Raw genomic sequence first — 24,335 nt, forward strand, 5'->3', positions numbered from 1 at the left:
AAGGCGCATCTCAGTGTTCCCCGACATCGACATCGTCGGCCAGACGATGACGTGCGCGTGCGCGCAGCGACAGATAGGCCAGCACACTGACCAATGGAATGCACAGCGCGGTAATCAGCACCAGCAGAAACACATGCTGCGAGAGCATCCATTGCACGTACTTGAAGGGCCCGAGGTGACCGACGAAATACTGCTCGTCTGCCACCAGCGATTTGATGTGCTTGCCTTGAATCACGACAAGGCTGCCTTGCAGCGCCTGGGTATAGTCTTCGCCGCCGATCAGCGCATCCGTTGCTTCAATCAAGCCTTCCGGCCGTGCGCTGGCGATCAGCACCACGCTGCGCCCGCTTTTGAGAGGGGATTCGAAACCGGTCAGGTAGGTGCTGCTGCTTGCGCCTTTGAAGGTGAAAGTGCTGCGGGCCTGGCGCCGATTGGCAATCGGGTCGGGACTGATCCATTCGCGGATCCGCAGCGGTAGATCGGACAGGTCAAACCGCTGGCGGTCGCCCTCGACGCTGGCCGGCAAGTAGCTTGCCCATTGCTCCAGCAGCGGTTGGTTGGCGCCTGAAGCCAGGACGAGCAAGTCTTTATCCGCCAGCTCGCTGACCTGATCGGCCTGGGCTACGGTAACGGCAGTGGCGGGGTAACCGGTCGACTCGCCGAAGCGGCCCAGCACCGTCAGGTAGGCCGCCAGTTCGGTCGTGCCGGCATTGTCCGGCAGGATGACTGCCGATTCGGACAGGTCCGCCATGCGGGTGAACGGGAAACCGCCGTCCTTGAAGACGCCCAGGTTGGGCATCGCCATGAAGTGCTCGTAATGACGCAGGTCCAGGGTCGATTCCGGATCGATCATGCCACGCATGTTATCGAGGATGATGTCGCGGCATTCGCCTTGTTTGGTGTAGTCGTAGACGAAGCGCAGCTGCAAGCGTGACTGCAAGGCGACCGAGGTCAGCGGCAGCAACACGTTGGTTTCCTGAGCCAGGCTCGGGTCTTTTTTCAGCATGGCCAAAAGGCTTGCTCCGCCGCCCAGTTGCGCCACCGACGGCAAGGAAGCGGACTTCATGAAGCTGTCGTTGAAGCTCACCATCAAACTCGAACCCGACACGCTCGGTGGTGGGGTGTAGCGATACTTGAGGTTCAGCTTGGCGCCGTCTTCCAACCAGTTGAACAAGTCCGGTGGCAGGCGCATGGGGACGGTGATTGCGCCTGGGTTGATGCCCGAAACATTCAACACTTTGGGGCCAACCAGTTCACCGAGCTTGACCAGGCGATCGGTAGGCAGCCAGTTCGGCGCGTCATAGGGCTTGCGTGGAACCAGCGTATCCATCTGGTCGATTTCCACGTGGCTGCCGGTGAGTGCCTGGCCGCCCAGCGTCAGTGCAGCCGCTGCGCGCTTGAGCGCTTGCGAATCGGAGCCCGAAACCACCAGCAGTTTGCCGAGCGGGTCATTGGGGTTGGCAACCATGGACAGGCTCGGGCCATCGGCCATTGGCACCTGCAAGCCGGGTATCTGCGAGCCATCGGCACTGCTGATGAAAACGATCGCGTTGCCTTGCTGCGGAATCTGGCCAAGGTTGGCCGTAAAGCGTGCGCCGCGATAGCTCGCCAATGCGCCCAGCCAGGAGGCCACCGTGCCGGCAGCTTCCAGGGTGGCGTTATCGGGCGCCCCGGCAAACACAAAGGGCATGTTCAGCACGCGAGCGTCGCGACGATCGAAGAATGGCAGCGGCAGCGACGATAGATCATCGGGCAAGTCGATTTTCGACACGCTCAGGCTCAGGCGGCTTTCGTTGCTGATCTTCGCCCACAGGCTGGAGTGCATCGGGTCTTCGCACGCCATGGTGTAGTGGCCGATAAACTGCAATCCGAGGCGGTTGAATTCGGTGATCAGGTGCGCAGGGATATCAACGGTGGTCTTTTGCAGCGTGCCGGCGTTCTCCTTGGGCAGCGGCAGGCTGGCGGCGACTTCGTCGTTGACCATGACGTTGAGCTGCGAAAGATCGCTCAGCAAGGCGGGCGAATAGGAATACTGCAAGATCACCTTGGCGCCTGTCACCACCTCATCGGCGCGCACGTCGAAGTTGACGCTGTCGGTCGCCTCCAGGCCGCGCAAGGTCATGGTGTAGTTTTTACCCAGCTCCTTGAGCGTCAGGTCGTAACGATCACCGTTCGCGGTGCCCGCTGCAGGAGTGGTTTCAGTGACCCCCCAGGCAGTCGAAGTCATGAGACCGGCGCTGAGCAGCGAAACGGCCATCAACATCAACGGGTAAGGTCGTGCATTGGCACGACGAAAGTGCTTGAAAGTCATTACTGATCCAGAAGAGGTTCGACGGCCTGAGGCACAGCACGTCGGCGCTTGAAAAGAAGACTGGTTTCTTTTGCAGTAGCTTTGAACAGTTCGAGAATGCCGCGGACACCAATCAGGCTGATGTCTCGCAAGGCCCCCAGCGGGGTATCGACCTCGCCATTGCCCCAGGTCGATGCCCAGGTATCGGCGCGCGAGAAAGTCAGACGCACCAGCTCGCTTTGTTGGCGCAAGGTCATGTGATCGAATTGGGCACCGATCATTGTCTCGTTGCTGAACGCTACAGTGGCCGGGAACAGGCTGGTTTGACTATTGCGGATGAGGGCGACCTGGATCTGCTCGCCACTGGCGAACCGGCTGCCGTCGCACACGTTGATACCCAACCCTTTCTGCGAGAAGTCCTGGGTGACACCGTCGATTTCACTGCCGTCGGCACGCAGAATCTTGACCGGCAGATCGGCGCGTACACGCGGCTCGGAGCGAATCTGCCGGGTTTCGCTGGCGACGGCCACCGATGCGCTGGTGATGACGATGTTGTAGACCGTCCAGGCCAGGTTGATCAGTACGGTGATGAGGGTATCGCCTGCACCCCAGATCAGTTCGTACGTACCGAAGGCCAAGCCGGTCAAGTTCAGCAGCAACAGGATGATATAGGGGCGTGCCAGCTTCCATTCGAAGTATTCCTTGTCGATGATCCCGCCTTTGTCGGTCACGTTGAAACCGCCGAACTTGGGATTCACCAAGGCCATCAGCACAGGCCGCATGATGTACCAGGCCAGTACCGTCTCGTAGACCTCGTTCCAGAACGAGTGACGGAATCGACCCTGAATGCGCGAGTTGGTCAGGCTGGCGTGGACGATATGCGGTAACACGTAGGCCATGATCATCAGCGCCGAAGCGTGGTAAATCTGGGCGTCGAAGACCAGATAGGCCAAGGGCGCGGTCAGGAACACCAGACGCGGCAAGCCATAGAAAAAGTGCAGCATGGCGTTCGAATAGCAGATGCGCTGCCCCAGGCTCAGGCCCTTGCCGAGCAGTGGGTTGTCGGTCCGGAAAATCTGCGCCATGCCTCGTGCCCAGCGGATCCGCTGGCTGATGTGACGCGACAGGCTTTCGGTCGCCAGCCCCGCAGCCTGCGGGATGGCCAGGTATGCGGTGTTGTAGCCGGCGCGGTTGAGCTTGAGGGCCGTGTGGGCGTCCTCGGTCACGGTCTCGATGGCCACGCCGCCGACTTCTTCCAGAGGGGCCCGGCGGATGACTGCGCAGGAGCCACAGAAAAAGGTCGCATTCCACAAGTCGTTGCCGTCCTGGACCAAACCGTAGAACAACTCACCTTCGTTGGGGACGGTACGGAAAGTGTCCAGGTTTTTTTCGAACGGGTCCGGCGAGAAGAAAAAGTGCGGCGTCTGCAGCATCGCCAGCTTCGGATCCTTCAGGAACCAACCGATGCTGATTTGCAGAAAAGAGCGGGTGGGCACGTGGTCGGCGTCGAAAATGGCGATGTACTCGCCAGTGGTAGCCTTCAGCGCTTCGTTCAGGTTGCCGGCCTTGGCGTGACGGTTGTTGTCGCGAACGATGTAGTTCACCCCGACCTGCCGGCAAAACACTTTGAAGTCTTCACGACGGCCGTCATCGAGCACGTGCACGCGCAGCTTGTCCTTGGGCCAGTCGATGGCCTGGGCGGCAAAGATCGTCAGCTTCACGATGCCGAGGGATTCGTTGTACGAGGGGATAAACACATCGACCACCGGCCATTCAGCCGGAGGGGCGGTCAACAGTATGGGTTTGCGCTGCAGGGGCCAGGCGGTTTGCAGGTAACCGAACAACAGCACCACCAGGGCATACAGCTCGGCCAGTACCAGGCCGTAGCCGAAGAACATGTCCAGCCAGGTTTCAAAACCCAGGGTCGAGGTCAACCGCCAGTACATGTAGCGCAAGGACGCCACCACCGAGAACACAATCATCGCCAGCGCCGGCAGGCGCCCCGGGATCTTGCGGATCAGCAGGATCGAGCCGAAGCACAGCAGGGCAAAGAAGGCCTGGCTTTCCAGGTCCAGCGGCGCACAAATCATCGCGATCATCAACAGCCCGGCAATCAGGCAGGCGCCGGCCTTGAGCAGCAGGCTCGCGGTGGGCGGCAGCTTTTCCAGGCGCGCAAAAAGCGTGTCGAGCCATTGCTCTGAATTGGGATTGCTCATGAAAGTGACGACTCATGTACCTGTGCGTGTGAAAGCAGGCCTGAAAGCGCCTTGGCAATCTCTTGAATGTCCTGACAACCCTGGCTGAGCGGCACTTGGTCCATCGGGTTACATTCGTAGGCCAGGGCTTCACGGATACTGCGGTCCAGATGAACGACGCCCAGCGGGCGTATTCCCAAACCCTGTTTCAGCACTTCGCCCATGTCCATGCTGAAGCCATGGGTGGGGTCCAGCTGATTGATGATGCAGTGCAGCGTCGGTGGATGAAGTTTGCCCAGGCAAGGTTCGAGCCTGCGCATCATTTGATCCAGCGCGCGGTAGGAGGCGGCATCAGGCAGCATGACGAGCACCAGGTGATCGGCGATATCCAGCGCTTGCTGCAGGCTTTCGTCAGTGCCGGCGGGCAGATCCAGGATCACCACGTCTTTGTCGCTCAATTCCATGCGCTGCAATTGTTGGAACAACCAGCGGCCATCGTTGGCCACGGTTTGCTGCATGCGTTGCAAGTCCGTGACAGCGGTCTTGCCGTAAGGCACAAACTGGCAATTACCAAGGCCTGGCAGGCAAACATCGCGCCAGTTCCTGTCTTCCAGGCACGCCTGGGCAATGCCCGGTACGGCTTGCTGAATGCCGAAATGGAATTGCAGTGCATTCTGCGGGTCCAGATCGACGGCAAACACTTGACCGCCCTCGCGGGGGTGCAAGGTGCTGGCCAGCATCGACGTCAGCGTACTTCTGCCCGCGCCTCCCTTGGCCGACACTACGGCCACTATCCGGGCCTTGATCCGCACAGGGGCCACCGGGACTTCCTGGCTCTGAGTACTCAGGCGCGCTTGAGCGGCCTTTTCCAGCAGGCTGCGCAAAGAAGCAGGGGCGGATGCTTGAATGGACTGGGCAAAGACCCTTTCAGGCGAAGGCTTCTCGGCAATGGGCTCGGCGGGCAACGGTTCTGAGGCCGTCGGAATGTTGACATCGACGTCGAGCACGGCGTCAATGGCCGCCTGTATTTTGGCAGATGCCTCGAGGGTCGTTTCAACGGTTGGGATCGGCGCAGTCTGCGCAGGTATGGGATCGGGAACCAGTACAGGGGAAGCAGGCTTTATCGGCAGGCGCCCCAATGGCACGAGCGGCTGTTCCTGATAGTCGTAGTGCGGCTCTATTTCTTTATAGCTATCCGCACTTGCCCCGAATGAGCTGAACAATATTGCAATGTCGTCTGCGCGATTCATGGAGTAGCCCCGTTCCTGCCTTCGGCGATCTGAAAATTTTCTTAGGCAGATTCGACCTAAATCACACACACACAAATACCCATATTCACGGCGGAATCTGGGGATAGGGTGATGTCAGAGTGATGGTGTCAATAATTTGCTGTCAGAGCTACTTTTTTTTCAATCAAGCGAAGAGTCAATTTTTTTGAGTCAAAAAAATGTCATTTCATTCGCTTTTTTTTGATGCACTGATCAGGGAAATCATTTTCCGGAACCGTCGCTATAAGAGTTATCGCGAGCCCTTCTAAGAGAGCGGCATCTTACTGCTTGGCGCGATCGAATAGATTACCTGCGTCTGTATTTTTTCTTTTTCTGAAGAAATTTCCGACACAAGGAAACGACTGCTATCTACATACATCTTAAAAAGGCCATATCGTTATTCGCTAACGGTATTTAAATTTCATTTCTTATATCTATAAAGTCACTCTCCTGCGTACCTGCCGACCAATCGGCGCGCCGCACGACACGAACCAACACGGGACCTCCGTGAGATTCTGATCGGCGCGCGCCCTCGAGCGCCGTGCGTGGGAGTGATTTATGTCTGCAGCTACCGCCAGTCCAAGCGCCGCGACCATCGCGCCGCAAACCTTCGAAATTCGCCCGTTCAATGGTGCCGTCGGTGCCGAAATCATCGGTCTCGACCTGTCCCGCCCGATCAATGACCAGGACTTTGCTCGCATTCACCGCGCGCACCTGGATCATCATGTCGTGGTGTTCCGCGATCAGCGCATCACCCCCGAGCAGCAAATTGCCTTCAGCCGCCGGTTCGGAGTGTTGCAGATCCACGTGCTCAAACAGTTCCTGCTGGCCGGGCACCCGGAAATTCTCATCGTTTCCAACATCATCGAAAACGGCCAGTCCATCGGCCTCGGCGACGCCGGCAAGTTCTGGCACTCCGATCTTTCCTATAAAGAACTGCCGAGCCTGGGCTCGATGCTGCATGCCCAGGAACTGCCCTCCGAAGGCGGCGACACCTTGTTCGCCGACATGCACAAAGCCTGGGACAACCTGCCGGAGGCCCTGCGCAAAGCCGTCGAAGGTCGCTCGGCGGCGCACTCCTACACGGCGCGCTACAGCGAGACCAAATTCGAAGGCAACTGGCGGCCGACCCTGACGCCTGAGCAACTTGCTCAGGTCTCGGAAGTGGTACACCCGATCGTGCGCACCCACCCGGAAAACGGCCGCAAGGCGTTGTTCGTCAGCGAAGGCTTCACCACCCGCATCGTCGGTTTGCCGGAAGACGAGAGCCAGCCACTGCTCGCCGAGCTCTACGCCCATAGCGTGCTGCCGCAGAACATCTATCGCCATCAATGGCAGGCCCACGACCTGGTGTTCTGGGACAACCGCTCGCTGATCCACCTTGCCGCCGGCTGCCCGAGCCATCTGCGCCGCAAGCTGTATCGCACCACCATCCAGGGCGACGCGCCTTTCTGATTTGTCGGAGAATTTATATGTCCAGACGTCTTTCATTTGCACCCTTGGCTGCGGCCATCGGCCTGGGTTTCAGCCTGATCGCCGGCAGCCTGGTGGCGCCGACCGTGGCCCGGGCCGAAGGTGAAATCCGCATTGCCGAACAGTTCGGCATTGTTTACCTGTTGCTCAACGTCGTGCGCGATCAGCACCTGATAGAAAAATACGGCAAGCAGGAAGGCATCGACATCAAGGTCGACTGGACCCAGCTCTCCGGTGGTGCGGCGGTCAACGATGCGTTGCTCTCCGGTTCCATCGACATTGCCGGTGCGGGCGTTGGTCCGTTGCTGACTATCTGGGACCGTACCCACGGCAAGCAGAACGTCAAGGCCGTAGCTTCTCTGGGTAACTTCCCTTACTACCTGGTGAGCAACAATCCCAAGGTCAAGACCATCGCCGACTTCACCGAGAAGGACCGCATCGCGGTGCCGGCGGTGGGGGTCTCGGTGCAGTCACGCTTTCTGCAGTACGCGGCCGCGAAGCAGTGGGGCGACAAGGAATTCAACCGCCTCGACAAGTACACCATCGCCGTTCCGCACCCCGACGCCACGGCGGCACTGATCGCTGGCGGCACCGAATTGAGCGGGCACTTCTCCAATCCGCCATTCCAGGATCAGGCGCTGGCCAATCCCAACGTGCATGTGGTGCTGAACACCTACGACCTGCTCGGCCCGAACTCGCCGACGGTGCTGTTCGCCACCGAGAAGTTCCGCAACGAGAACCCGAAGACCTACAAGGCCTTCGTCGAGGCGTTGACCGAAGCGGCGCAATTCGCCCAGAACGATAAAGGCGCGGCGGCCGACACTTACATCCGCGTGACCAAGGCGAAAATCGATCGCGCTGCGCTGTTGAAAATCATCGACAACCCGCAGTTCGAATTCAGCGTCACGCCAAAAAACACTTACCCGTTGGCCGAGTTCCTCTACCGGGTCGGCGCGATCAAGAACAAACCGGATTCGTGGAAGGACTATTTCTTCCAGGATGCCAAACCACTGCAAGGGAGCTGATCGAGATGAACGCCCCTTTGCAAGGCCACACGGCCAGCAACCCGATCATGGCAGCCCAGGCGCTGCTGTCGGTCGACAAGGTCAGCCTGGAATACCGCACGCCGCAACGTGTGGTTCGGGCGACGCATCAGGTCAGTTTCGACATCGATCCGGCCGATCGCTTTGTGCTGCTCGGGCCGTCCGGTTGCGGCAAATCGACCTTGCTCAAGGCCGTCGCCGGATTCATCCAGCCCTGCGAGGGCGACATTCGGCTACAAGGGCAAATCGTCACTGCGCCGGGGCCCGACCGTATCGTGGTGTTCCAGGAGTTCGATCAGCTACCGCCGTGGAAAACCGTCAAACAGAACGTGATGTTTCCGTTGCTGGCCTCACGAACCCTAAAGAAAAAGGACGCCGAAGAACGGGCGCTGCACTATCTGGAGAAGGTCGGCCTCGCCGCGTTTGCCGATGCCTACCCGCACACTTTGTCCGGCGGAATGAAGGCGCGGGTCGCGATCGCCCGGGCATTGGCGATGCAGCCGAAAATCCTCCTGATGGACGAACCCTTCGCCGCGCTTGATGCGCTGACCCGGCGCAAGATGCAGGAAGAGTTGCTGCTGCTTTGGGAAGAGGTGCGCTTCACGTTGCTGTTCGTCACTCACTCCATCGAAGAAGCGCTGGTGGTAGGCAATCGGATTTTGCTGCTGTCACCCCATCCGGGTCGCGTGCGGGCCGAAGTCCACAGCCATCAATACGATTTGCACAGCCTTGGTGGCGTGGCGTTTCAAGAATCGGCACGACGCATTCATCGCTTGTTGTTCGATGAAGGCCCGTCACCGGAAACCGCGCGCGAGCTGGATTTTGCCGATATCCGCATCGCTTATTGAGCCATTGAGAGGAGTGCCCGATGAGCCAGTTTTCATCTGCGCGACAAGAATTCGAAACTGATTTGCAGCCCCTGACGAGCGTGCCGCTGGAGCGTGAATTACCTCTCGGCCAACGCCTGTGGCAACAAGGTTGGCTGCGCAAAAGCCTGATCCTGGTGTTGCTGGCGGTGCTGTGGGAGGTGGTTGCGCGGATTCAGAACAACGACTTGCTGTTACCGAGTTTTTTGCAGACCTCCGGCGCACTGTATGACGGCTTGCTCAGCGGCGAGTTACTGGGCAAGGTCTGGATTTCCCTGGTGGTGTTGCTCAAGGGTTACCTGATCGGCATCGTGCTGGCGTTTGCCTTGACCACCTTGGCGGTGTCGACACAATTCGGTCGCGACCTGCTGAGTACGCTGACCTCGATGTTCAACCCGCTGCCGGCGATTGCCCTGTTGCCGTTGGCGCTGCTGTGGTTTGGCCTGGGGCAGAACAGTTTGATTTTCGTGCTGGTGCATTCGGTGCTCTGGGCGTTGGCGTTGAACACCTATGCCGGGTTTCTCGGCGTCTCGGAAACCCTGCGCATGGCCGGACGTAACTACGGCCTCAAGGGGATGCGTTTTGTGCTGTTCATCCTGATTCCGGCGGCGCTGCCGTCGATCCTCGCCGGGCTGAAAATCGGCTGGGCTTTTGCCTGGCGCACGCTGATCGCAGCTGAATTGGTGTTTGGCGCGACCAGTGGCAAGGGTGGATTGGGCTGGTACATTTTTCAGAATCGTAATGAGCTGTATACCGACAAGGTGTTTGCCGGGTTGGCGGTGGTGATTTTGATTGGGTTGCTGGTGGAGAATCTGGTGTTTGATACGTTGGAGCGGGTGACGGTGAAGCGGTGGGGGATGCAGCGGTGAGAACATGCCTTCAAGTGTCGAGAGCTCGTGTCATCGACGGCTCTCGTTACTCGGATATTGGTGCGTTGCACTAAGCGCGGGCGCGTTGAGGTGGTGGCGGTGTCGGCGGCGTGACAATGATTGCAGGAGGCTGTGGAGGATTTTGATCTGCCATTCGTGAGTATTCTGGAAGTTGTGCTGCGGGCGCCTTCCTGATTGTCGCTGCTGCAGTAGACGGTCCGCTCAACTGGTTGAGCAGTTGCTGCTGATCAAATCCGTATGTTACAGCCTGGATGGGGTTACTGCCTGCTTGCACACCTGCTTGAAAATGGGTCCTCAAATCACCCACTGCATTACTGACAGCGGCAACATTTATTCGGACAGTACTGAGGGTTTCGTTCATCCTGTTTGAAATAGAGACCATCATAGTCTGCAGGTTGGTCCGCGGAGTACCGAGAGGGGGTGCACCTGAAGGGATGAGCGTTTGAACCGTTGTGGGTCTTAAGCTTAACGCACGGTCAACCGATCTTAAACTAGCTTGAGCATTGGTTGGAGCAGCACTCAGAATCTTGTTCACCCTGTTAGTAGTAAATTTTAAGAAGTCATCAAGAATTCCAAACATATGACCTGACGGATCCGAACTCCTTACCGGCTCGCCGCCACAATACATATACGCATTCAACCCTCCCCGCCCAAACGGACTCCAACTGTCCGGGCTATGAAAACGCATCAATCGCGGGTTGTAAGCGCGGTAGCCGTTCCCTAGTAAATACCACCCCGTCTTCGCCTCGTGCAGTTCGCCATTGAAACCTAGCTGTGACACGACGTCCTCTTGAGCGGACTGATGCCCATAGGCGGAATAAGCCAGGTGATTGGTGTCATTACCAACTACTTCGACAAGCACCGAGTTTTTGTTGTCTGTCGCCAGCAACACAGTGCGTTGTGTGTTCAATTTCTTTTGATCAACCGAATTGATTGGGGGCATGGAGCAGCCTTCGTTGGTGAGTTAGCGAAGTAAGTTCCGTTCTTTGTTTTACGCGCTTGCATCAAGGTTGAGAACTATCAGAACTGCTAGGGTCCTGCGTCGCAACCCGCACACGCCCATCTGTAGGAGCGAAGCTTGCTCGCGATGGGGGCGACGCGGTCCCCAGGTGGACCGCGTTATCGTTCTTCGCGGGCAAGCCTCGCTCCTACAGGGGAGGGCTGCTAGCATTGCGTCTGACTCAATACAGGTCAGCTAAGCGTGCACAATATGCAACTTCCGGACATGAACCTCCTGGTCGCCCTCGACGCCTTGCTCGACGAAGGCAGTGTGGTGGGCGCGGCGCGGCGGATGAATCTCAGCCCGGCGGCCATGAGCCGCACGCTGACGCGGATTCGCGAGGCCATTGGCGATCCGATCCTGGTGCGGGCCGGGCGTGGGCTGGTGCCGACACCCAAGGCGCTGGCCTTGCGCGAGCAGGTGCGGGATGTCGTCGAGCAGGCGGCGTTGCTGTTCCGCTCCGCCGATGAAGTGGAGTTGGGGAGCTTGCGCCGGCGGTTCAGTATTCGCGCCAACGATTTCTTCGTGGGGGTCTACGGCGGCAAGCTGTTCGACACGATGGAACGCCAGGCGCCGCACTGTGAATTGCGCTTTGTCCCGGAGGGCGATGGGGATGACGAAGCCTTGCGTGAAGGCCGTATCGATTTAAGCGTCAGCAACAACCGGCCGCTGATGCCGGAGGTGAAGGTACAGAACCTGTTCTCCACGCATTTTGTCGGGTTGGTGCGCGAGGACCATCCGTTGTTCGATGAAGAGATCACCGCGGAGCGCTACGCCGGTTTCTCTCACATCAGCATGTCCCGCCGCGGCATCGCCCGTGGCCCGATCGACACGGCGCTCAACGCATTGGGATTGGAGCGGCGGGTGGCGGTGATTGCGCCGAGTTTCCATGCGGCGATGTTTGCGTTGCCGGATTCCGATCTGATTCTGCCTGTACCGAAAGAGGCGTTGCTGAGTGTGCGGCGCCTGGGGTTGAAGCTGCGATCCTTCACCCTGCCGATTCCGCTGCCGACTATCATGCTGACCCAGGCGTGGCACCCGCGTTTCGACAAGGACCCGGCGCATCGGTGGATGCGTGAGACGCTCAAGGCATGTTGCGATGCGACGTGGCTGGCTGCACAACCCACCTCAGCCTGAACGCCGATCCCTTGTAGGAGCTGGCTTGCCAGCGAAGGCTATGTCTCATTCAGCATCTTCGTTGACTGATACACCGCCTTCGCTGGCAAGCCAGCTCCTACAGGGTTTTTGTATTGCTGCATGGGACGCACTTATAACCTGCCAATAAGTTGATTTTCGTCAGCTGCCTCGCTTCTTAAAATGCCCCGGCATTCAATCCCGGAGCTTGCAGTACATGACTTCCCTCACGGTCACGGCACCGCTCGCCGCGGCCAGCCCGGCCGCCGCCGTCGCGCCACCGGTGTTCGGCCCGCGAATCATCATCGGCTTGCTGGGCGTGTTGCTGGCGGTGCTGGTGTCGGGCCTCAACGAGATGGTGACCAAGGTGGCCCTGGCCGACATTCGCGGCGCGTTGGCGATTGGCTACGACGAAGGCACCTGGCTGGTCGCCAGCTACACCGCGACCTCGGTGGCCGCCATGGCGTTCGCACCCTGGTGTGCGGTGACGTTTTCGTTGCGACGGTTCACCCTCTGCGCGATCAGTGCGTTCACCCTGTTGGGCGTGCTGTGCCCGTTCTCCCCGAACTACGAAAGCCTGCTGCTCCTGCGTACCCTGCAAGGCCTGGCCGGCGGCGCATTGCCGCCGATGCTGATGACCGTCGCGTTGCGTTTTTTGCCGGCCAACGTGAAGTTATATGGCCTGGCCGGTTACGCCCTGACTGCAACGTTCGGTCCTGGCCTCGGCACTCCGTTGGCCGGGTTATGGACCGAACATGTCGGCTGGCAATGGACCTTCTGGCAAATCATCGCACCGTGCCTGATGGCCATGGTCGCGGTGGCCTATGGCTTGCCCCAGGATCCGCTGCGCCTGGAGCGATTCAAGCAATTCAACTGGCGCGGTGTGCTGCTGGGTTTCCCGGCGATCTGCATGCTGGTGATCGGCATCCTGCAGGGCAACCGGCTGGACTGGTTCGAGTCGAGCCTGATCTGCGGATTGCTCGGGGGCGGGCTGTTGCTGCTGGTGCTGTTCCTGATCAACGAATGGTCGCAGCCGATGCCGTTTTTCAAGATGCAGATGCTCGGCATCCGTAACCTGTCGTTCGCCTTGCTGACGCTGGCCGGGGTGCTGGTGGTGCTGTTGGCGGTGATCATCATTCCGTCGAGCTACCTGGCTCAGGTCCAGGGTTATCGCCCGGTGCAGACTGCGCCGATCATGCTGCTCGCGGCACTGCCGCAGCTGATCGCGCTGCCCTTGGTCGCAGCGCTGTGCAACCTGCGCTGGGTCGATTGTCGCTGGGTGCTGGGCATCGGCCTCTGCATGCTGGCGCTGTCGTGCATCGGTGGTTCGCAGCTGACGTCGGTGTGGATTCGCGACGATTTCTATGCGCTGCAACTGCTGCAGATCTTCGGTCAGCCCATGGCAGTGTTGCCGCTGCTGATGCTCTCCACCGGCAGCATCAGCCCGCTGGAAGGGCCGTTCGCCTCGGCCTGGTTCAACACCGTGAAAGGCCTGTCGGCGGTGATCGCCACCGGCGTGATCGAGGCGCTGACCACCTCGAGGCTGCACTTTCATTCAACCATGTTGGTGGACAGCCTCGGTAACTCGCCCTTGGCCGACAGCGACAGCGCGGGCCTTGCCCATCGATTGCATGAACAGGCCGTGGTGCTGACGGCTTCGGATCTTTATCTGTGCATGGCCGGCGTCGCCCTGGCGCTGATCCTGCTGATTTTCTGGCTGCCGACGCGGATCTATCCACCGCGCGCGCCGACTTGATTGCTCCACTGAAACTGAAGGTTTTTATGACGACTCAAGCAAAGCAAAAAGTGGCCGTTGGCGCCGTCGCGGTGGTGGCGGTCGGCGTGCTGATTTACCTGTTGGTGCCGGGGATTTTCGGCCAGCGCACGCAACGGAGCACCAATGACGCCTTTGTCTCGGCGGACTTCACGCTGGTGGCACCGCGCGTGGCCGGGTTTATCAAGGACGTGCTGGTGGAAGACAACCAGCAGGTCAAGGCCGGGCAGCTGCTGGCTGTCATCGATGACCGCGATCTGCGCGCCGCCGCCCAGGCCGCCGACGCCGAGACACTGGTGGCGAGGGCGCAACTGCAAAATGCGCGGGCGACCCTCGAACGTCAGACTTCGGTGATCGCCCAGGCCCAGGCCACCGTCGTGTCCGCCAAAGCCGAGATGGCCTTCGCCGAGCATGAATTGAACCGCTACAACCACCTCGCCGGGGTCGGTGCCGGTACGGTGCAGAATGCTCAGCAAGCACGCACGCGCATCGATCAGGCCACCGCTCGGTTGGCCAACGCCACGGCGGTACTGACCGCGGAACGTAAACAAGTGGAGATCCTTGCCGCCCAGCGCGACGCGGCCGACGGTGGATTGAAACGGGCGCAAGCGGCGCTGGAAATGGCCAGCTATGAGCTGTCCTACACGCGCATCGTTGCGCCTCAGGACGGCATGGTCGGCGAGCGTGCGGTGCGCGTTGGTGCCTACGTCACGCCCGGAAGCAAGATTCTGGCGGTGGTACCGCTCGCTCAGGCTTATGTGATCGCCAATTTTCAGGAAACCCAATTGACCGACGTGCAGCCGGGACAGAACGTGCAGGTACGCGTCGACAGCCTTGGTGGCGAAGCCTTGCGCGGACGTGTCGAGAGCATCGCCCCGGCTACCGGCGTGACCTTTGCTTCGATCAAGCCGGACAATGCCACCGGCAATTTCACCAAGGTGGTGCAGCGGATTCCGGTGAAGATCGTGCTGGATGCCGGTCAGCCGCAGACTGAGCGATTGCGGGTGGGGATGTCGGTGGAGGCGAGGATCGATACCGCAAGCGCTGGCGAGCATGAGGTTGCGCAGCGATGAAGATTTTTGTCGACTGTTCAGGCGCCTTCGCGAGCAGGCTCGCTCCCACAGTTGATCTGCTGGGTGCCCAAACTTTATGCACAAAAGGAGATCTGGTGTGGGAGCGAGCCTGCTCGCGAAGGGGCCGACTGCCTCAACTAACCCTGTGCGCCTTGCTCGTCATGAGCCTTTCAGCCTGCACCGTCGGCCCGGACTTCCAGAAACCTCAGGCACAACAAATCGTCGGATGGTCAAAACCGTCAAAAGCCGCGCCCAGTCAAGCCGTCACCGAAACCATGGACGAACGCTGGTGGGAGATATTTCACGACCCGCAACTCACGGCCCTGATCCAACGCGCCCTGACCGACAACCTCGACCTGAAACTCGCCAGCAGCCGCTTGCAGCAAAGTCGCGCCGCGCGTCAGGTGATCACGGCCGAGCGCTATCCCAACACCGCCGCCACCGGCAGCTACGGGCGTAAACGCAACAGCGGCAAAGGCCTGAACGATCCGTCGGGCAACAACGGCGACTCGGCGTTCAACTTATGGGACGCCGGTTTCTCCGCCGCCTGGGAGCTGGATTTCTGGGGCCGGGTACGCCGCGAAACCGAGGCCGCCGATGCCACCCTGGAAGTCGCGGAAAACGACCGCCGCGGCGTGCTGTTATCGTTACTCGCCGAAACCGCCCAGGACTACATACAGCTTCGCGGTGTGCAAAGTATCCGAGTCGTCACCCAGCAGAACCTCGACGTCGCTCGCCATAGCCTGAAACTCTCGCAACTGCGCCTGGCCGACGGCGTCGCCACCGATCTGGATGTCGCCGAAGCCGCCGCGCAGGTCGCCGCCATCGAATCGCGCCTGCCGGCGCTGGAGCAGCGTCAGTCGCAATTGATCAATGCCCTGAGTCTGCTGATGGGCGAGCCGCCGCAGGCACTGCATGCCGAGTTATCCACAGACGCTGCGGTGCCGCAAACCCCGCGCCAGGTGGCCATCGGGCTGCCGTCGCAGTTGGCCGAACGCCGCCCGGACATCCGCCAGGCCGAAGCCCGCCTGCATGCCGCCACCGCCAGCATCGGCGTGGCCAAGGGCGATTTCTATCCGCGGATCACCCTGTCGGGCAATGTCGGCTCCCAAGCCATGCAGCTGAGCGATTTTGGTTCCTGGGGCTCACGCTCATTCGGTATCGGTCCGCAGTTCAGCCTGCCGCTGTTCGATGGCGGACGCCTGCGCGGCATGCTGCAACTGCGTGAAGCACAACAGCAGGAAGCGGCACTGGCCTATCAGCACACCGTACTGCGCGCCTGGCATGAGATCGACGATCAACTGGCCGCGTACAACGCCAGCCAGCTGCGCCGCGACCGCCTCGCCGAAGCGGTAAGCCAGAACCGGATCGCCTTGCGCGCTGCGCAACAGCAATATGTGGAAGGGGTGGTGGATTTCGTCAACGTCCTGACTGTGCAAGGCGAGTTGCTGGCGACTCAACAACAGTGGGTCGAAAGCTCGACCGGGGTTTCGCTGGCGATGGTCGGGTTGTACAAGGCGTTGGGCGGGGGATGGGAGTCGGTGTATCCGGTGGCACAAACGGTGCACCTCACTCCTTCTCCGATAAATTAGCCATCCCCTTGAGCAACTCGATCGGCAGCGGGAAGACGATGGTCGAGCTCTTGTCTCCGGCGATCGAACTCAGCGTCTGCATATACCGCAGCTGCATGGCACCCGGCTGACGGCCCAGCATTTCTGCGGCCTGCATCAGTTTCTCCGACGCCTGTAGTTCGCCTTCGGCATGGATCACTTTGGCCCGACGTTCCCGTTCGGCTTCGGCCTGTTTGGCAATCGCGCGCACCATCGATTCGTTGAGGTCCACGTGCTTGATCTCGACGTTGGCCACCTTGATGCCCCAGGCGTCGGTCTGGGCATCGAGCACTTGCTGGATATCGACGTTCAACCGCTCGCGCTCGGCCAGCAGTTCATCCAGTTCGTGTTTACCCAGTACCGCCCGCAAGGTGGTCTGGGCCAGTTGGCTGGTGGCCATGAGGAAGTCCTCAACCTGGATGATCGCCTTCTGCGGATCGAGCACGCGAAAATACAGCACCGCATTGACCTTGACCGAGACGTTGTCGCGGGTGATGACGTCTTGGGGCGGCACGTCGAGGACCACGGTACGCAAGTCGACGCGAACCATCTGCTGTACCACTGGAATCAGCAGGATCAGGCCGGGGCCCTTGACCTGCCAGAAGCGCCCGAGCTGGAACACGACCCCGCGCTCGTATTCGCGCAGGATACGAAAGGTCGACCCCGCCAGTGCAATCAACAGTAACAGCAGCGCGGCAAAACCCAGTTGCAAGCCCATGGTTATTCTCCACCCGGCGCCGCGTCAGCCGCGGCCACTTCCAGCAGTAGTCCCTTGCGTGCCACCACCCGGACCCGTTGCCCGGGTTGCAGCGGCGTGGCGCTGAGCACCTGCCACTGCTCTCCTTGCAGGTGCACCCAGCCGTTATAGGCATTGCCGGCCAGCGACATCACCTGAGTCACGCTGCCAACCAGCCCCGCATCGCCACTGACGTTGTGGCGTGGCCGGGTTTTCAGGGCATGGATCAACAGGAAGATCAGCAGCAGGGCACTGATCAGTCCCAGGCCGATCATCAATGGCACCGGCACCTCGGTATTGGTCAGGATCACCGCCCCGATCACGAACATCACAATGCCGCCCAAACCGATCACGCCGTAATTGGGCAGTGCCGCCTCGGCAATCAGAAACGCGATGCCAAACGTGATCAGCCAGATCCCGATCGGGTTGGGAGCCAGCAGGACAACCGTGTCCGCGGCGAAGATCGATCCGCTCAAGGCCAACAACAGCGCAACCGCACAGCAACGAATGTTCACTTGACCCTCCCTGTAGGAGCGAGCGAGCTCCGGGCGGCGTTCCGACGATGAACCCGAGAGCACCGTGCCGAGTTCAGGCAGTGCGCGTTAGCTCATCACTTCATACAGTCTAGCCGAGCTGCGGATTGTACGAATTTTGATCAATTGTTGACCTTGGCCGGTGGGCAGATTTCCCTCTTGATTGCACCAGCGGGCCTAGACTTTGAGTACAGAGAAAAGTGTTAACCATCGTCCACCAGACACTGTCTGCGGACATCGAGGTGCATCATGCGTATGGCAAGAACCGTGCAGAGAAGCCTGGAAAAGGCTCAATGCGAATATGACATCGTCACCCACCCACACTCGGCCAGCAGCCTTGAAACGGCGCGGGTCGCGGGCATTCCTGCCGAACGGGTGGCCAAGTCGGTCATCCTCGATGATCACCATGGTCATTACCTGATGGCCGTGCTTCCCGCCAGCCGCCACCTGGACCTGAGCAAAGTTCGCAGCAGTGGCCAATGGCAGGTTTCGCGGGAAAGCAATCTGCCGCACCTGTTCGATGATTGCGAACGCGGCGCCGTACCCGCCTTGGGTGAGGCCTATGGGCTCGATGTGGTTATCGATCCGCTGCTGACCCGGCAGAAAGATATTTATCTGGAAGCCGGCAACCACACCAATCTGCTGCACATGAACATGCCGGAGTTTCTGAAAATGGTGCCGCATGCCGAAGTGCGGGAGTTGAGTTATTGAACGTTGCAGCATCCGTTGTATCGCCATCGCGGGCCAGCCTCGCTCCTACAGGCATGAATACCCTGTAGGAGCGAGCTTGCTCGCGAATATTATTTCCGTCACCCAGGAGCCCGGACATGGAATCCCCAACCCACAGCCTCCCCTCGCTCTTCAAACAACTCGGCCTGCCTGATGACGCCGAAAGCATCGATAAATTCATCGCCACGCATTCACCGCTGAAACCGGAATTGCATCTGGCGGATGCGTTTTTCTGGAGCGAGAGCCAGGCGGAGCTTTTACGGGAAGAGATTCTGGATGACGCGGATTGGGCGGAGGTGGTGGATCAGTTGGACGTGCTGCTGAGGAAGGGGCGGGGGGTATAAAAAAGAAACTGACGCAGAGTCTGGAGCTACCTCGAGTTCCCTCAGACGCGCTGCATGGCATGCCTGACTGCTACAAAATAAAGCTGAAGTCTTCTGGATACCGACTTGTCTACGAGGTTATTGATGACCGTGTAGTCGTTTCTGTCGTGGCGGTTGGTAAGCGTGAACGCAGCGATGTTTATGAAAATGCCAAGAAACGTTGAATACCTCCGACCGTAAGCTTTTCGGTCGCACAAATTTGTTACAAAACTTGACCAGCTTTCCCGGCAAATGTCATATTGTTAGTTAGCAAGCTAACAGTGTGTGTTGTTCTTCGTGCCCAAAAATCTCGACGCTCTCCAGATGAACATCAGCAGCTCCATGGTGGTGGCCGCCAGGCATTGGCGCAAGATCTGCCAGGCCACGCTGGTCAACTGTGGCGTCTCCGAAGCCTGCGCCGTCCCGTTGTTGATGATCGGGCGACTGGGCGAGGGCGTTCGCCAGGTCACGGTGGCGCAGGCGGCGGGAATGGAAAGTCCGTCGCTGGTGCGTCTGCTGGATCAACTGTGTCATGCCGGCTACGTCTGCCGTACCGAAGATGCCCATGACCGGCGCGCCAAATGCCTGAGCCTGACCGCGGCCGGTCGGGAGGTGGTACAAGCGGTCGAAATCCAATTGGTGCGCTTGCGTCACGAAGTGCTTGAAGGCATCGAGCAGAGTGATCTGGAGGCGACATTGCGGGTTCTCAAAGCCTTCGAATCGGCCAATCATTCACCGGTGGCCAATCCTTGAAAGGTTTTTTTACCGGCATGCCCCCGGCGCGGGACTGGTTCTACGGTGTGCGTACATTCGCGGCTTCGATGGTCGCGTTGTACATCGCCATGCTCATGCAAATGCCCCGTCCCTATTGGGCGATGGCCACGGTCTATATCGTCTCCAGTCCCTTTGTCGGCCCCACCAGTTCCAAGGCGTTGTACCGCGCTGTCGGCACCCTGCTTGGCGCCGCTGCCGCGGTTTTTTTCGTGCCGATGTTTGTCCAGAGTCCGTATGTGTTGGTGGTGGTCATCGCCCTGTGGACCGGGACGCTGCTGTTTTTATCCCTGCACCTGCGCACGGCCAACAGCTACGCGCTGATGCTTGCGGGTTACACCCTGCCGCTGATCGCCTTGCCGGTGGTGGATAATCCGCTGGCGGTGTGGGACGTTGCAGAAGCGCGGACTGAAGAAATCTTTCTCGGTATCGCCGTTGCGGCGGTGGTGGGCGCGATGTTCTGGCCAAGGCGGCTGGCGCCGGTGTTCAACGATTCGGTGGGCAAATGGTTTACCGATGCTTCGGCCTACAGCCTGCGATACCTCAGCCGCAACGTGCAGCCGGACGAGGTCAGCGCCCTGCGCTCATCGATGGTCGCGACATTCAACACACTGGAACTGATGATCGGCCAGTTGCCCCATGAAGGCGCGCGGCCGCAAACCGTGCGCAACACCAAGGAGCTGCGCGGGCGCATGATTCACCTGTTGCCGGTGATCGACGCGCTCGACGACGCGCTCTACGCCCTTGAGCGACGCACGCCCGAGCTGGTGGCCAGGTTTTCGCCGCTGCTGACTGCAACCACCGAATGGCTTGAACACCAGAATGCCGATCTCGGCCGTTGGCAGGCACTGAAAAACCAGCTCGAAGCCCTGCAGCCCTCCGCCGAGGCCTTGGACGATCGCAAGCAGCTGCTGTTTTCCAACGCTCTGTACCGCCTGGGTGAGTGGATCGATTTGTGGCAGGACTGCCGCAGCCTGCAATACGCCATCCAGTGCGAAAGCCAGGACAGCTGGCGTGCGGTATATCGGCACTGGCGGCTCGGGCGGTTGTCGCCGTTTCTCGACCGTGGGCTGATGCTCTATTCGGCGGCGTCCACGGTCACTGCGATCATTGTCGCGTCGGTGTTGTGGATTCTGCTCGGCTGGACCGACGGTGGCGCCGCGGTGATCCTGGCGGCGGTGGCGTGCAGCTTCTTCGCCTCGATGGACGATCCGGCACCGCAGATCTACCGATTCTTTTTCTGGACGGCGATGTCGGTGCTGTTCGCCAGCCTCTACCTGTTCTTGATCCTGCCTAACCTGCATGACTTCCCGATGCTGGTGCTGGCGTTCGCCGTACCCTTCATCTGCATCGGCACCCTGACGGTCAAGCCCCAGTTCTACCTGGGCATGCTGCTGACGCTCGTCAATACCTCGTCTTTCATCAGCATTCAGGGGGCCTACGACGCGGACTTCCTCAGTTTCGCCAATTCCAACCTGGCCGGCCCCGTGGGTTTGCTGTTCGCCTTTGTCTGGACCCTGATCGCGCGGCCGTTCGGTGCGGAACTGGCAGCCAAACGCCTGACCCGTTTCAGTTGGCGCGACATTGTCAGCCTCACCGAGCCGGCCTCGTTGGCCGAACACCGGCAGTTGGGCGTGCAGATCCTCGATCGCCTGATGCAGCATCTGCCGCGGCTGGCCATGACCGGCCAGGACACCGGCATCGCGCTGCGCGAAGTGCGCGTGGCACTGAACCTGCTCGACTTGCTCGCCTACACGCCGCGAGTGTTCGGCGTGCCGCAGGCGCTGCTGCACCAGGTAGTGGCCGAAGTCGGCGAGTACTTCAAGGCGTGCCTGAAGGCTGGCGAACGACTGCCGGCGCCGAGCCCGTTGCTGATGACCATGGACCGTGCGCGTCGCGCCCTGAATCGCGATTGCGATGACGGCGCGCGTCTGCACCTGCTGCATGCCCTGAGCGGGCTGCGCCTGGCGTTGCTGCCGGGTGTGGAGTTCGTCGGCACAGCCGAACTCGAAGAACCGCTGCCCCACGGCATCGATGGAGCACCTTTATGATCGGTGATCTGGATATCAGCGGAGTGTTCCTGCCGACGCTGCTGGTGCTGATGGGTATTACGTACATGTTGTACCTGTTGGTGCACGGGTTGCTGACGCGCCTGCACTTTTACCGTCTGGTCTGGCACCGGGCATTGTTCAACGTGGCTCTCTACGCTTTGCTGCTCGGCGCCGTGGACTCACTCAGTCGATACCTGATGACATGAAAAAACCGTTTTTGACCATCGGTCGCGTGGTTCTGACCTTGCTGATCGTGACCTTCGCCGTTGTCGTCGTCTGGCGCATGGTGATGTATTACATGTTCGCGCCCTGGACCCGGGACGGGCACATTCGTGCCGACATTGTCCAGATCGCCCCGGACGTCTCCGGTCTGATCCAGCAGGTGGATGTACGCGACAACCAGTGGGTGAAACGTGGCCAGGTGCTGTTCAGCATCGACCAGGACCGTTTCAAACTGGCTCTGCGCCAGGCGAAGGCGGCGGTTGCCGACCGCAAGGAGACCCTGGCCCAGGCGCAACGGGAAGCCAAGCGCAACCGTGGTCTCGGCAATCTGGTACCGGGCGAGCAACTGGAAGAAAGCCAATCCCGGGTAGCCCGGGCCGAGGTGGCGCTGATGGAAGCCCAGGTCGCAGTGGACAGTGCCCAGCTCAACCTCGACCGCTCGACCATCCGCAGTCCGGTGGATGGCTACGTCAATGACCGTGCGCCGCGCAATCAGGAATTCGTCACCGCTGGACGTCCGGTGTTGTCGGTGGTGGATAGCAATTCCTTTCACATCGATGGCTATTTCGAAGAGACCAAGCTCGATGGCATTCATGTCGGTCAGCGCGTCGACATTCGGGTGATCGGTGACCGTGCACGCCTGCGCGGGCACGTGGAAAGTATCGTCGCCGGCATCGAAGACCGCGATCGCAGCAGTGGCAGCAACCTGTTGCCCAACGTCAACCCGGCGTTCAGTTGGGTGCGGCTGGCCCAGCGGATTCCGGTGCGGATCGCTTTCGACGAGGTGCCGGCGGATTTCCGCATGATTGCCGGACGCACGGCCACGGTGTCGATCATGGACGATCAAACCCGGGTAACTGCGCAATGAGCAGGGTTTCAGGTTTGGCTATTGCTGGACTAGGCCTGTTGCTGTCGGCCTGCCAGGTGGTCGGGCCGGATTATCATCTGCCGGATGAAGCCGCCGTGCACCGTGAAGATCTGCAGGGCGAGTTGGCAACGGACGGCAAAAATGTTGTCTCGTCGCCGGTGCCTGGCGATTGGTGGCGCCTGTATCAGGATCCACGCCTTGATAAGCTGGTGCAGCAGGCCATGGCGTCCAACACGGATTTACGCGTGGCGGCGGCGAACCTGTCCCGCGCCCGCGCTCAGGTCGACGAAGCCCAGGCTGCCGGAGGCTGGAGCGGTGGGGTGAAGATCGGCGCCCAGCGTTTGCAGGAGTCCGGCGAAGCGTTCTTGCTGCCGGAGAAAGTGCCGGTGGCCAACGTCGGCGACATCGGCATTACCACCTCGTATCAGTTCGACCTGTTCGGTACGTTGCAGCGCGGGATCGAAGCGGCCAAGGCCAATGCCGATGCAACCCAGGCGGCCGCGGATACGGCCCGAATCACCCTGGTGGCCGACGTCGTCCGGGCCTATACCCAGGTCTGCGCGGCCAACGAAGAGCAGGAAATCGCCCAGCATTCCCTCGACCTCCAGGCCCAGGGCACCACGCTGATCCAGCGTTTACGAGACGCCGGGCGTGGCGATGAAACCCAGGTCACCCGCTCGCAAACCCAATTCAAGTCGTTGCGCGCCGACATGCCGCGCTATGAAGCGGCGCGCCAGGCTGGACTGTTCCGCTTGTCGATGCTGCTGGCTAAACCGGTCGACCAATTGCCGGCCGGCACCAACCACTGCGCCGAACTGCCGAAGATTGCCCAATTGTTGCCGGTCGGCGACGGTGCAACCTTGCTCAAACGCCGCCCCGACGTGCGGCAGGCCGAGCGCCGACTGGCTGCCGCGACGGCCGGCATCGGTATCGCCACCGGCGAGTTGTACCCGGACATCAGCATCGGCGCGACCGTCGGTACCGTCGGCATCCTGGAGAACCTCGGCAAACCGGCGACCAATCGCTGGGGCTTCGGTCCCTTGCTGACCTGGACCGTGCCATCCAACGGCTCCCGGGCGCGAATCCGTGAGGCCGAAGCGACAACCCAGGGCGCGCTGGCGCATTTCGATGGCGTGGTGCTCAACGCCATTCGCGAAACCCAGACCGGCCTGGCCCAGTACTCCGCCTTGCTGCAGCGCCGCGACGCCTTGGCGGATGCAGAGCAGTCGGCGCAACTGGCTGCGGACCAGACCCACCGCTTTTTCACCGCCGGACGCGCCTCGTTCCTGGCCGATCTGCAAGCCACGCGCACTTATACCGACGTACGGGCGCAATTGGCCGCCGCCAACACCCAGGTTGCCATGAGCCAGATCGATTTGTTCCTGGCGTTGGGCGGTGGTTGGGAAAGCGGACGAACGCAAGCCTCGAACCCCGGCAAACCCTGAGG

21 protein-coding genes and 1 pseudogene are annotated in these 24,335 nt (G+C 60.4%); 16 read left to right on the forward strand and 6 right to left on the reverse strand.

Features of this window, described 5'->3' with window-relative positions:
- Positions 1 to 10: 10 nt before the first annotated feature.
- Genes bcsB through bcsQ form a run of 3 tightly spaced genes read right to left on the reverse strand, consistent with a single transcriptional unit; the run spans position 11 to position 5,735 of the window.
- A complete protein-coding gene (gene bcsB / locus F8N96_RS24855) occupies positions 11 to 2,311 on the reverse strand; it encodes a cellulose biosynthesis cyclic di-GMP-binding regulatory protein BcsB (RefSeq protein WP_150800052.1) in 2,301 nt (766 codons plus the stop codon).
- Positions 2,311 to 4,506 (reverse strand): UDP-forming cellulose synthase catalytic subunit, encoded by a 2,196-nt coding sequence (bcsA, locus tag F8N96_RS24860; protein ID WP_150800053.1) that lies wholly within the window; start codon positions 4,504 to 4,506, stop codon positions 2,311 to 2,313. The genes bcsB and bcsA overlap by 1 nt, the downstream gene beginning before the upstream one ends.
- Positions 4,503 to 5,735 carry a cellulose biosynthesis protein BcsQ gene (gene bcsQ, locus F8N96_RS24865; protein ID WP_150800054.1) on the reverse strand — a complete coding sequence of 411 codons (1,233 nt, stop codon included), beginning with the start codon at positions 5,733 to 5,735 and terminating at the stop codon, positions 4,503 to 4,505. Before bcsQ ends, bcsA begins: the two co-directional genes overlap by 4 nt.
- A gap of 576 nt (positions 5,736 to 6,311) precedes the next feature.
- Here bcsQ and F8N96_RS24870 point away from each other — a divergent pair.
- Genes F8N96_RS24870 through F8N96_RS24885 form a run of 4 tightly spaced genes read left to right on the forward strand, consistent with a single transcriptional unit; the run spans position 6,312 to position 10,004 of the window.
- Entirely contained in the window at positions 6,312 to 7,208 is an 897-nt protein-coding gene (locus F8N96_RS24870; protein WP_150800055.1) for a TauD/TfdA dioxygenase family protein, read from the forward strand.
- Positions 7,209 to 7,225: 17 nt separating this feature from the next.
- Positions 7,226 to 8,251, forward strand: a complete 1,026-nt coding sequence (locus F8N96_RS24875; protein WP_150800056.1) for an ABC transporter substrate-binding protein — start codon at positions 7,226 to 7,228, stop codon at positions 8,249 to 8,251.
- A 5-nt stretch (positions 8,252 to 8,256) separates the two neighbouring features.
- Positions 8,257 to 9,117: an ABC transporter ATP-binding protein gene (locus tag F8N96_RS24880; RefSeq protein ID WP_150800057.1), complete on the forward strand. Its 861-nt coding sequence runs from the start codon at positions 8,257 to 8,259 to the stop codon at positions 9,115 to 9,117.
- A gap of 20 nt (positions 9,118 to 9,137) precedes the next feature.
- A complete protein-coding gene (locus F8N96_RS24885; protein ID WP_150800058.1) occupies positions 9,138 to 10,004 on the forward strand; it encodes an ABC transporter permease in 867 nt (288 codons plus the stop codon).
- A 70-nt stretch (positions 10,005 to 10,074) separates the two neighbouring features.
- Here the strand turns inward: F8N96_RS24885 and F8N96_RS24890 are convergent, their stop codons facing one another.
- The gene (locus tag F8N96_RS24890; protein ID WP_150800059.1) at positions 10,075 to 10,968 is read right to left on the reverse strand and encodes an RHS repeat-associated core domain-containing protein; all 894 of its coding nucleotides are present in this window, start codon (positions 10,966 to 10,968) and stop codon (positions 10,075 to 10,077) included.
- Between the two features lie 267 nt (positions 10,969 to 11,235).
- Between F8N96_RS24890 and F8N96_RS24895 the strand changes: the two genes are divergently transcribed.
- From F8N96_RS24895 to F8N96_RS24910, 4 genes are all read left to right on the forward strand, one after another.
- Positions 11,236 to 12,162 (forward strand): LysR family transcriptional regulator, encoded by a 927-nt coding sequence (locus F8N96_RS24895; RefSeq protein ID WP_150800202.1) that lies wholly within the window; start codon positions 11,236 to 11,238, stop codon positions 12,160 to 12,162.
- A 214-nt stretch (positions 12,163 to 12,376) separates the two neighbouring features.
- Positions 12,377 to 13,915 carry an MFS transporter gene (locus F8N96_RS24900; RefSeq protein WP_150800060.1) on the forward strand — a complete coding sequence of 513 codons (1,539 nt, stop codon included), beginning with the start codon at positions 12,377 to 12,379 and terminating at the stop codon, positions 13,913 to 13,915.
- 26 nt (positions 13,916 to 13,941) lie between these two features.
- Complete coding sequence (locus tag F8N96_RS24905; RefSeq protein WP_150800061.1) at positions 13,942 to 15,006, forward strand: HlyD family secretion protein; 1,065 nt, start codon at positions 13,942 to 13,944, stop codon at positions 15,004 to 15,006.
- Positions 15,003 to 16,598 (forward strand): efflux transporter outer membrane subunit, encoded by a 1,596-nt coding sequence (locus F8N96_RS24910; protein WP_150800062.1) that lies wholly within the window; start codon positions 15,003 to 15,005, stop codon positions 16,596 to 16,598. Before F8N96_RS24905 ends, F8N96_RS24910 begins: the two co-directional genes overlap by 4 nt.
- Here the strand turns inward: F8N96_RS24910 and F8N96_RS24915 are convergent.
- Together F8N96_RS24915 and F8N96_RS24920 are read right to left on the reverse strand one after the other, a co-directional pair.
- Positions 16,576 to 17,334, reverse strand: a complete 759-nt coding sequence (locus F8N96_RS24915) for a slipin family protein (RefSeq protein ID WP_150800063.1) — start codon at positions 17,332 to 17,334, stop codon at positions 16,576 to 16,578. The two genes, F8N96_RS24910 and F8N96_RS24915, sit on opposite strands and share 23 nt — an antisense overlap.
- A gap of 2 nt (positions 17,335 to 17,336) precedes the next feature.
- Positions 17,337 to 17,867: an NfeD family protein gene (locus F8N96_RS24920; RefSeq protein ID WP_150800064.1), complete on the reverse strand. Its 531-nt coding sequence runs from the start codon at positions 17,865 to 17,867 to the stop codon at positions 17,337 to 17,339.
- Between the two features lie 267 nt (positions 17,868 to 18,134).
- On the opposite strand from F8N96_RS24920, the gene F8N96_RS24925 reads away from it, so the two are divergent.
- The 8 genes and pseudogenes from F8N96_RS24925 to F8N96_RS24960 all read left to right on the forward strand — a co-directional run bounded on the left by F8N96_RS24925 (position 18,135) and on the right by F8N96_RS24960 (position 24,333).
- Positions 18,135 to 18,596, forward strand: a complete 462-nt coding sequence (locus F8N96_RS24925; protein WP_150800065.1) for an aminoacyl-tRNA deacylase — start codon at positions 18,135 to 18,137, stop codon at positions 18,594 to 18,596.
- Between the two features lie 116 nt (positions 18,597 to 18,712).
- Positions 18,713 to 18,958: a DUF2789 domain-containing protein gene (locus F8N96_RS24930; protein ID WP_008068578.1), complete on the forward strand. Its 246-nt coding sequence runs from the start codon at positions 18,713 to 18,715 to the stop codon at positions 18,956 to 18,958.
- Positions 18,958 to 19,161: pseudogene (locus F8N96_RS24935) on the forward strand (type II toxin-antitoxin system RelE family toxin); the annotation flags it as partial. The gene F8N96_RS24930 and the pseudogene F8N96_RS24935, both read left to right, overlap by 1 nt.
- A gap of 139 nt (positions 19,162 to 19,300) precedes the next feature.
- The gene (locus F8N96_RS24940; protein WP_150800067.1) at positions 19,301 to 19,729 is read left to right on the forward strand and encodes a MarR family winged helix-turn-helix transcriptional regulator; all 429 of its coding nucleotides are present in this window, start codon (positions 19,301 to 19,303) and stop codon (positions 19,727 to 19,729) included.
- Entirely contained in the window at positions 19,726 to 21,798 is a 2,073-nt protein-coding gene (locus F8N96_RS24945) for an FUSC family protein (RefSeq protein WP_150800068.1), read from the forward strand. Before F8N96_RS24940 ends, F8N96_RS24945 begins: the two co-directional genes overlap by 4 nt.
- Positions 21,795 to 22,004, forward strand: coding sequence for a DUF1656 domain-containing protein (locus F8N96_RS24950; protein ID WP_138963642.1), 210 nt, complete (start codon positions 21,795 to 21,797; stop codon positions 22,002 to 22,004). Before F8N96_RS24945 ends, F8N96_RS24950 begins: the two co-directional genes overlap by 4 nt.
- On the forward strand, positions 22,001 to 22,888 hold the full coding sequence (locus F8N96_RS24955) for an HlyD family secretion protein (protein WP_150800069.1): 888 nt from the start codon (positions 22,001 to 22,003) through the stop codon (positions 22,886 to 22,888). Before F8N96_RS24950 ends, F8N96_RS24955 begins: the two co-directional genes overlap by 4 nt.
- A complete protein-coding gene (locus F8N96_RS24960; RefSeq protein WP_150800070.1) occupies positions 22,885 to 24,333 on the forward strand; it encodes an efflux transporter outer membrane subunit in 1,449 nt (482 codons plus the stop codon). The genes F8N96_RS24955 and F8N96_RS24960 overlap by 4 nt, the downstream gene beginning before the upstream one ends.
- Positions 24,334 to 24,335: the final 2 nt, after the last annotated feature.

The sequence above is a fragment of the Pseudomonas fluorescens genome (genome assembly GCF_902497855.1).
GTDB lineage: Bacteria > Pseudomonadota > Gammaproteobacteria > Pseudomonadales > Pseudomonadaceae > Aquipseudomonas > Aquipseudomonas fluorescens_BI.

Bases quoted from the DNA above. Each gene is read 5' to 3' on its own strand.
- bcsB (WP_150800052.1), bottom strand. From the start codon at position 2,311: ATGACTTTCAAGCACTTTCGTCGTGCCAATGCACGACCTTACCCGTTG.
- bcsA (WP_150800053.1), bottom strand. From the start codon at position 4,506: ATGAGCAATCCCAATTCAGAGCAATGGCTCGACACGCTTTTTGCGCGC.
- bcsQ (WP_150800054.1), bottom strand. From the start codon at position 5,735: ATGAATCGCGCAGACGACATTGCAATATTGTTCAGCTCATTCGGGGCA.
- F8N96_RS24870 (WP_150800055.1), top strand. From the start codon at position 6,312: ATGTCTGCAGCTACCGCCAGTCCAAGCGCCGCGACCATCGCGCCGCAA.
- F8N96_RS24875 (WP_150800056.1), top strand. From the start codon at position 7,226: ATGTCCAGACGTCTTTCATTTGCACCCTTGGCTGCGGCCATCGGCCTG.
- F8N96_RS24880 (WP_150800057.1), top strand. From the start codon at position 8,257: ATGAACGCCCCTTTGCAAGGCCACACGGCCAGCAACCCGATCATGGCA.
- F8N96_RS24885 (WP_150800058.1), top strand. From the start codon at position 9,138: ATGAGCCAGTTTTCATCTGCGCGACAAGAATTCGAAACTGATTTGCAG.
- F8N96_RS24890 (WP_150800059.1), bottom strand. From the start codon at position 10,968: ATGCCCCCAATCAATTCGGTTGATCAAAAGAAATTGAACACACAACGC.
- F8N96_RS24895 (WP_150800202.1), top strand. From the start codon at position 11,236: ATGCAACTTCCGGACATGAACCTCCTGGTCGCCCTCGACGCCTTGCTC.
- F8N96_RS24900 (WP_150800060.1), top strand. From the start codon at position 12,377: ATGACTTCCCTCACGGTCACGGCACCGCTCGCCGCGGCCAGCCCGGCC.
- F8N96_RS24905 (WP_150800061.1), top strand. From the start codon at position 13,942: ATGACGACTCAAGCAAAGCAAAAAGTGGCCGTTGGCGCCGTCGCGGTG.
- F8N96_RS24910 (WP_150800062.1), top strand. From the start codon at position 15,003: ATGAAGATTTTTGTCGACTGTTCAGGCGCCTTCGCGAGCAGGCTCGCT.
- F8N96_RS24915 (WP_150800063.1), bottom strand. From the start codon at position 17,334: ATGGGCTTGCAACTGGGTTTTGCCGCGCTGCTGTTACTGTTGATTGCA.
- F8N96_RS24925 (WP_150800065.1), top strand. From the start codon at position 18,135: ATGCGTATGGCAAGAACCGTGCAGAGAAGCCTGGAAAAGGCTCAATGC.
- F8N96_RS24930 (WP_008068578.1), top strand. From the start codon at position 18,713: ATGGAATCCCCAACCCACAGCCTCCCCTCGCTCTTCAAACAACTCGGC.
- F8N96_RS24940 (WP_150800067.1), top strand. From the start codon at position 19,301: ATGAACATCAGCAGCTCCATGGTGGTGGCCGCCAGGCATTGGCGCAAG.
- F8N96_RS24950 (WP_138963642.1), top strand. From the start codon at position 21,795: ATGATCGGTGATCTGGATATCAGCGGAGTGTTCCTGCCGACGCTGCTG.
- F8N96_RS24955 (WP_150800069.1), top strand. From the start codon at position 22,001: ATGAAAAAACCGTTTTTGACCATCGGTCGCGTGGTTCTGACCTTGCTG.
- F8N96_RS24960 (WP_150800070.1), top strand. From the start codon at position 22,885: ATGAGCAGGGTTTCAGGTTTGGCTATTGCTGGACTAGGCCTGTTGCTG.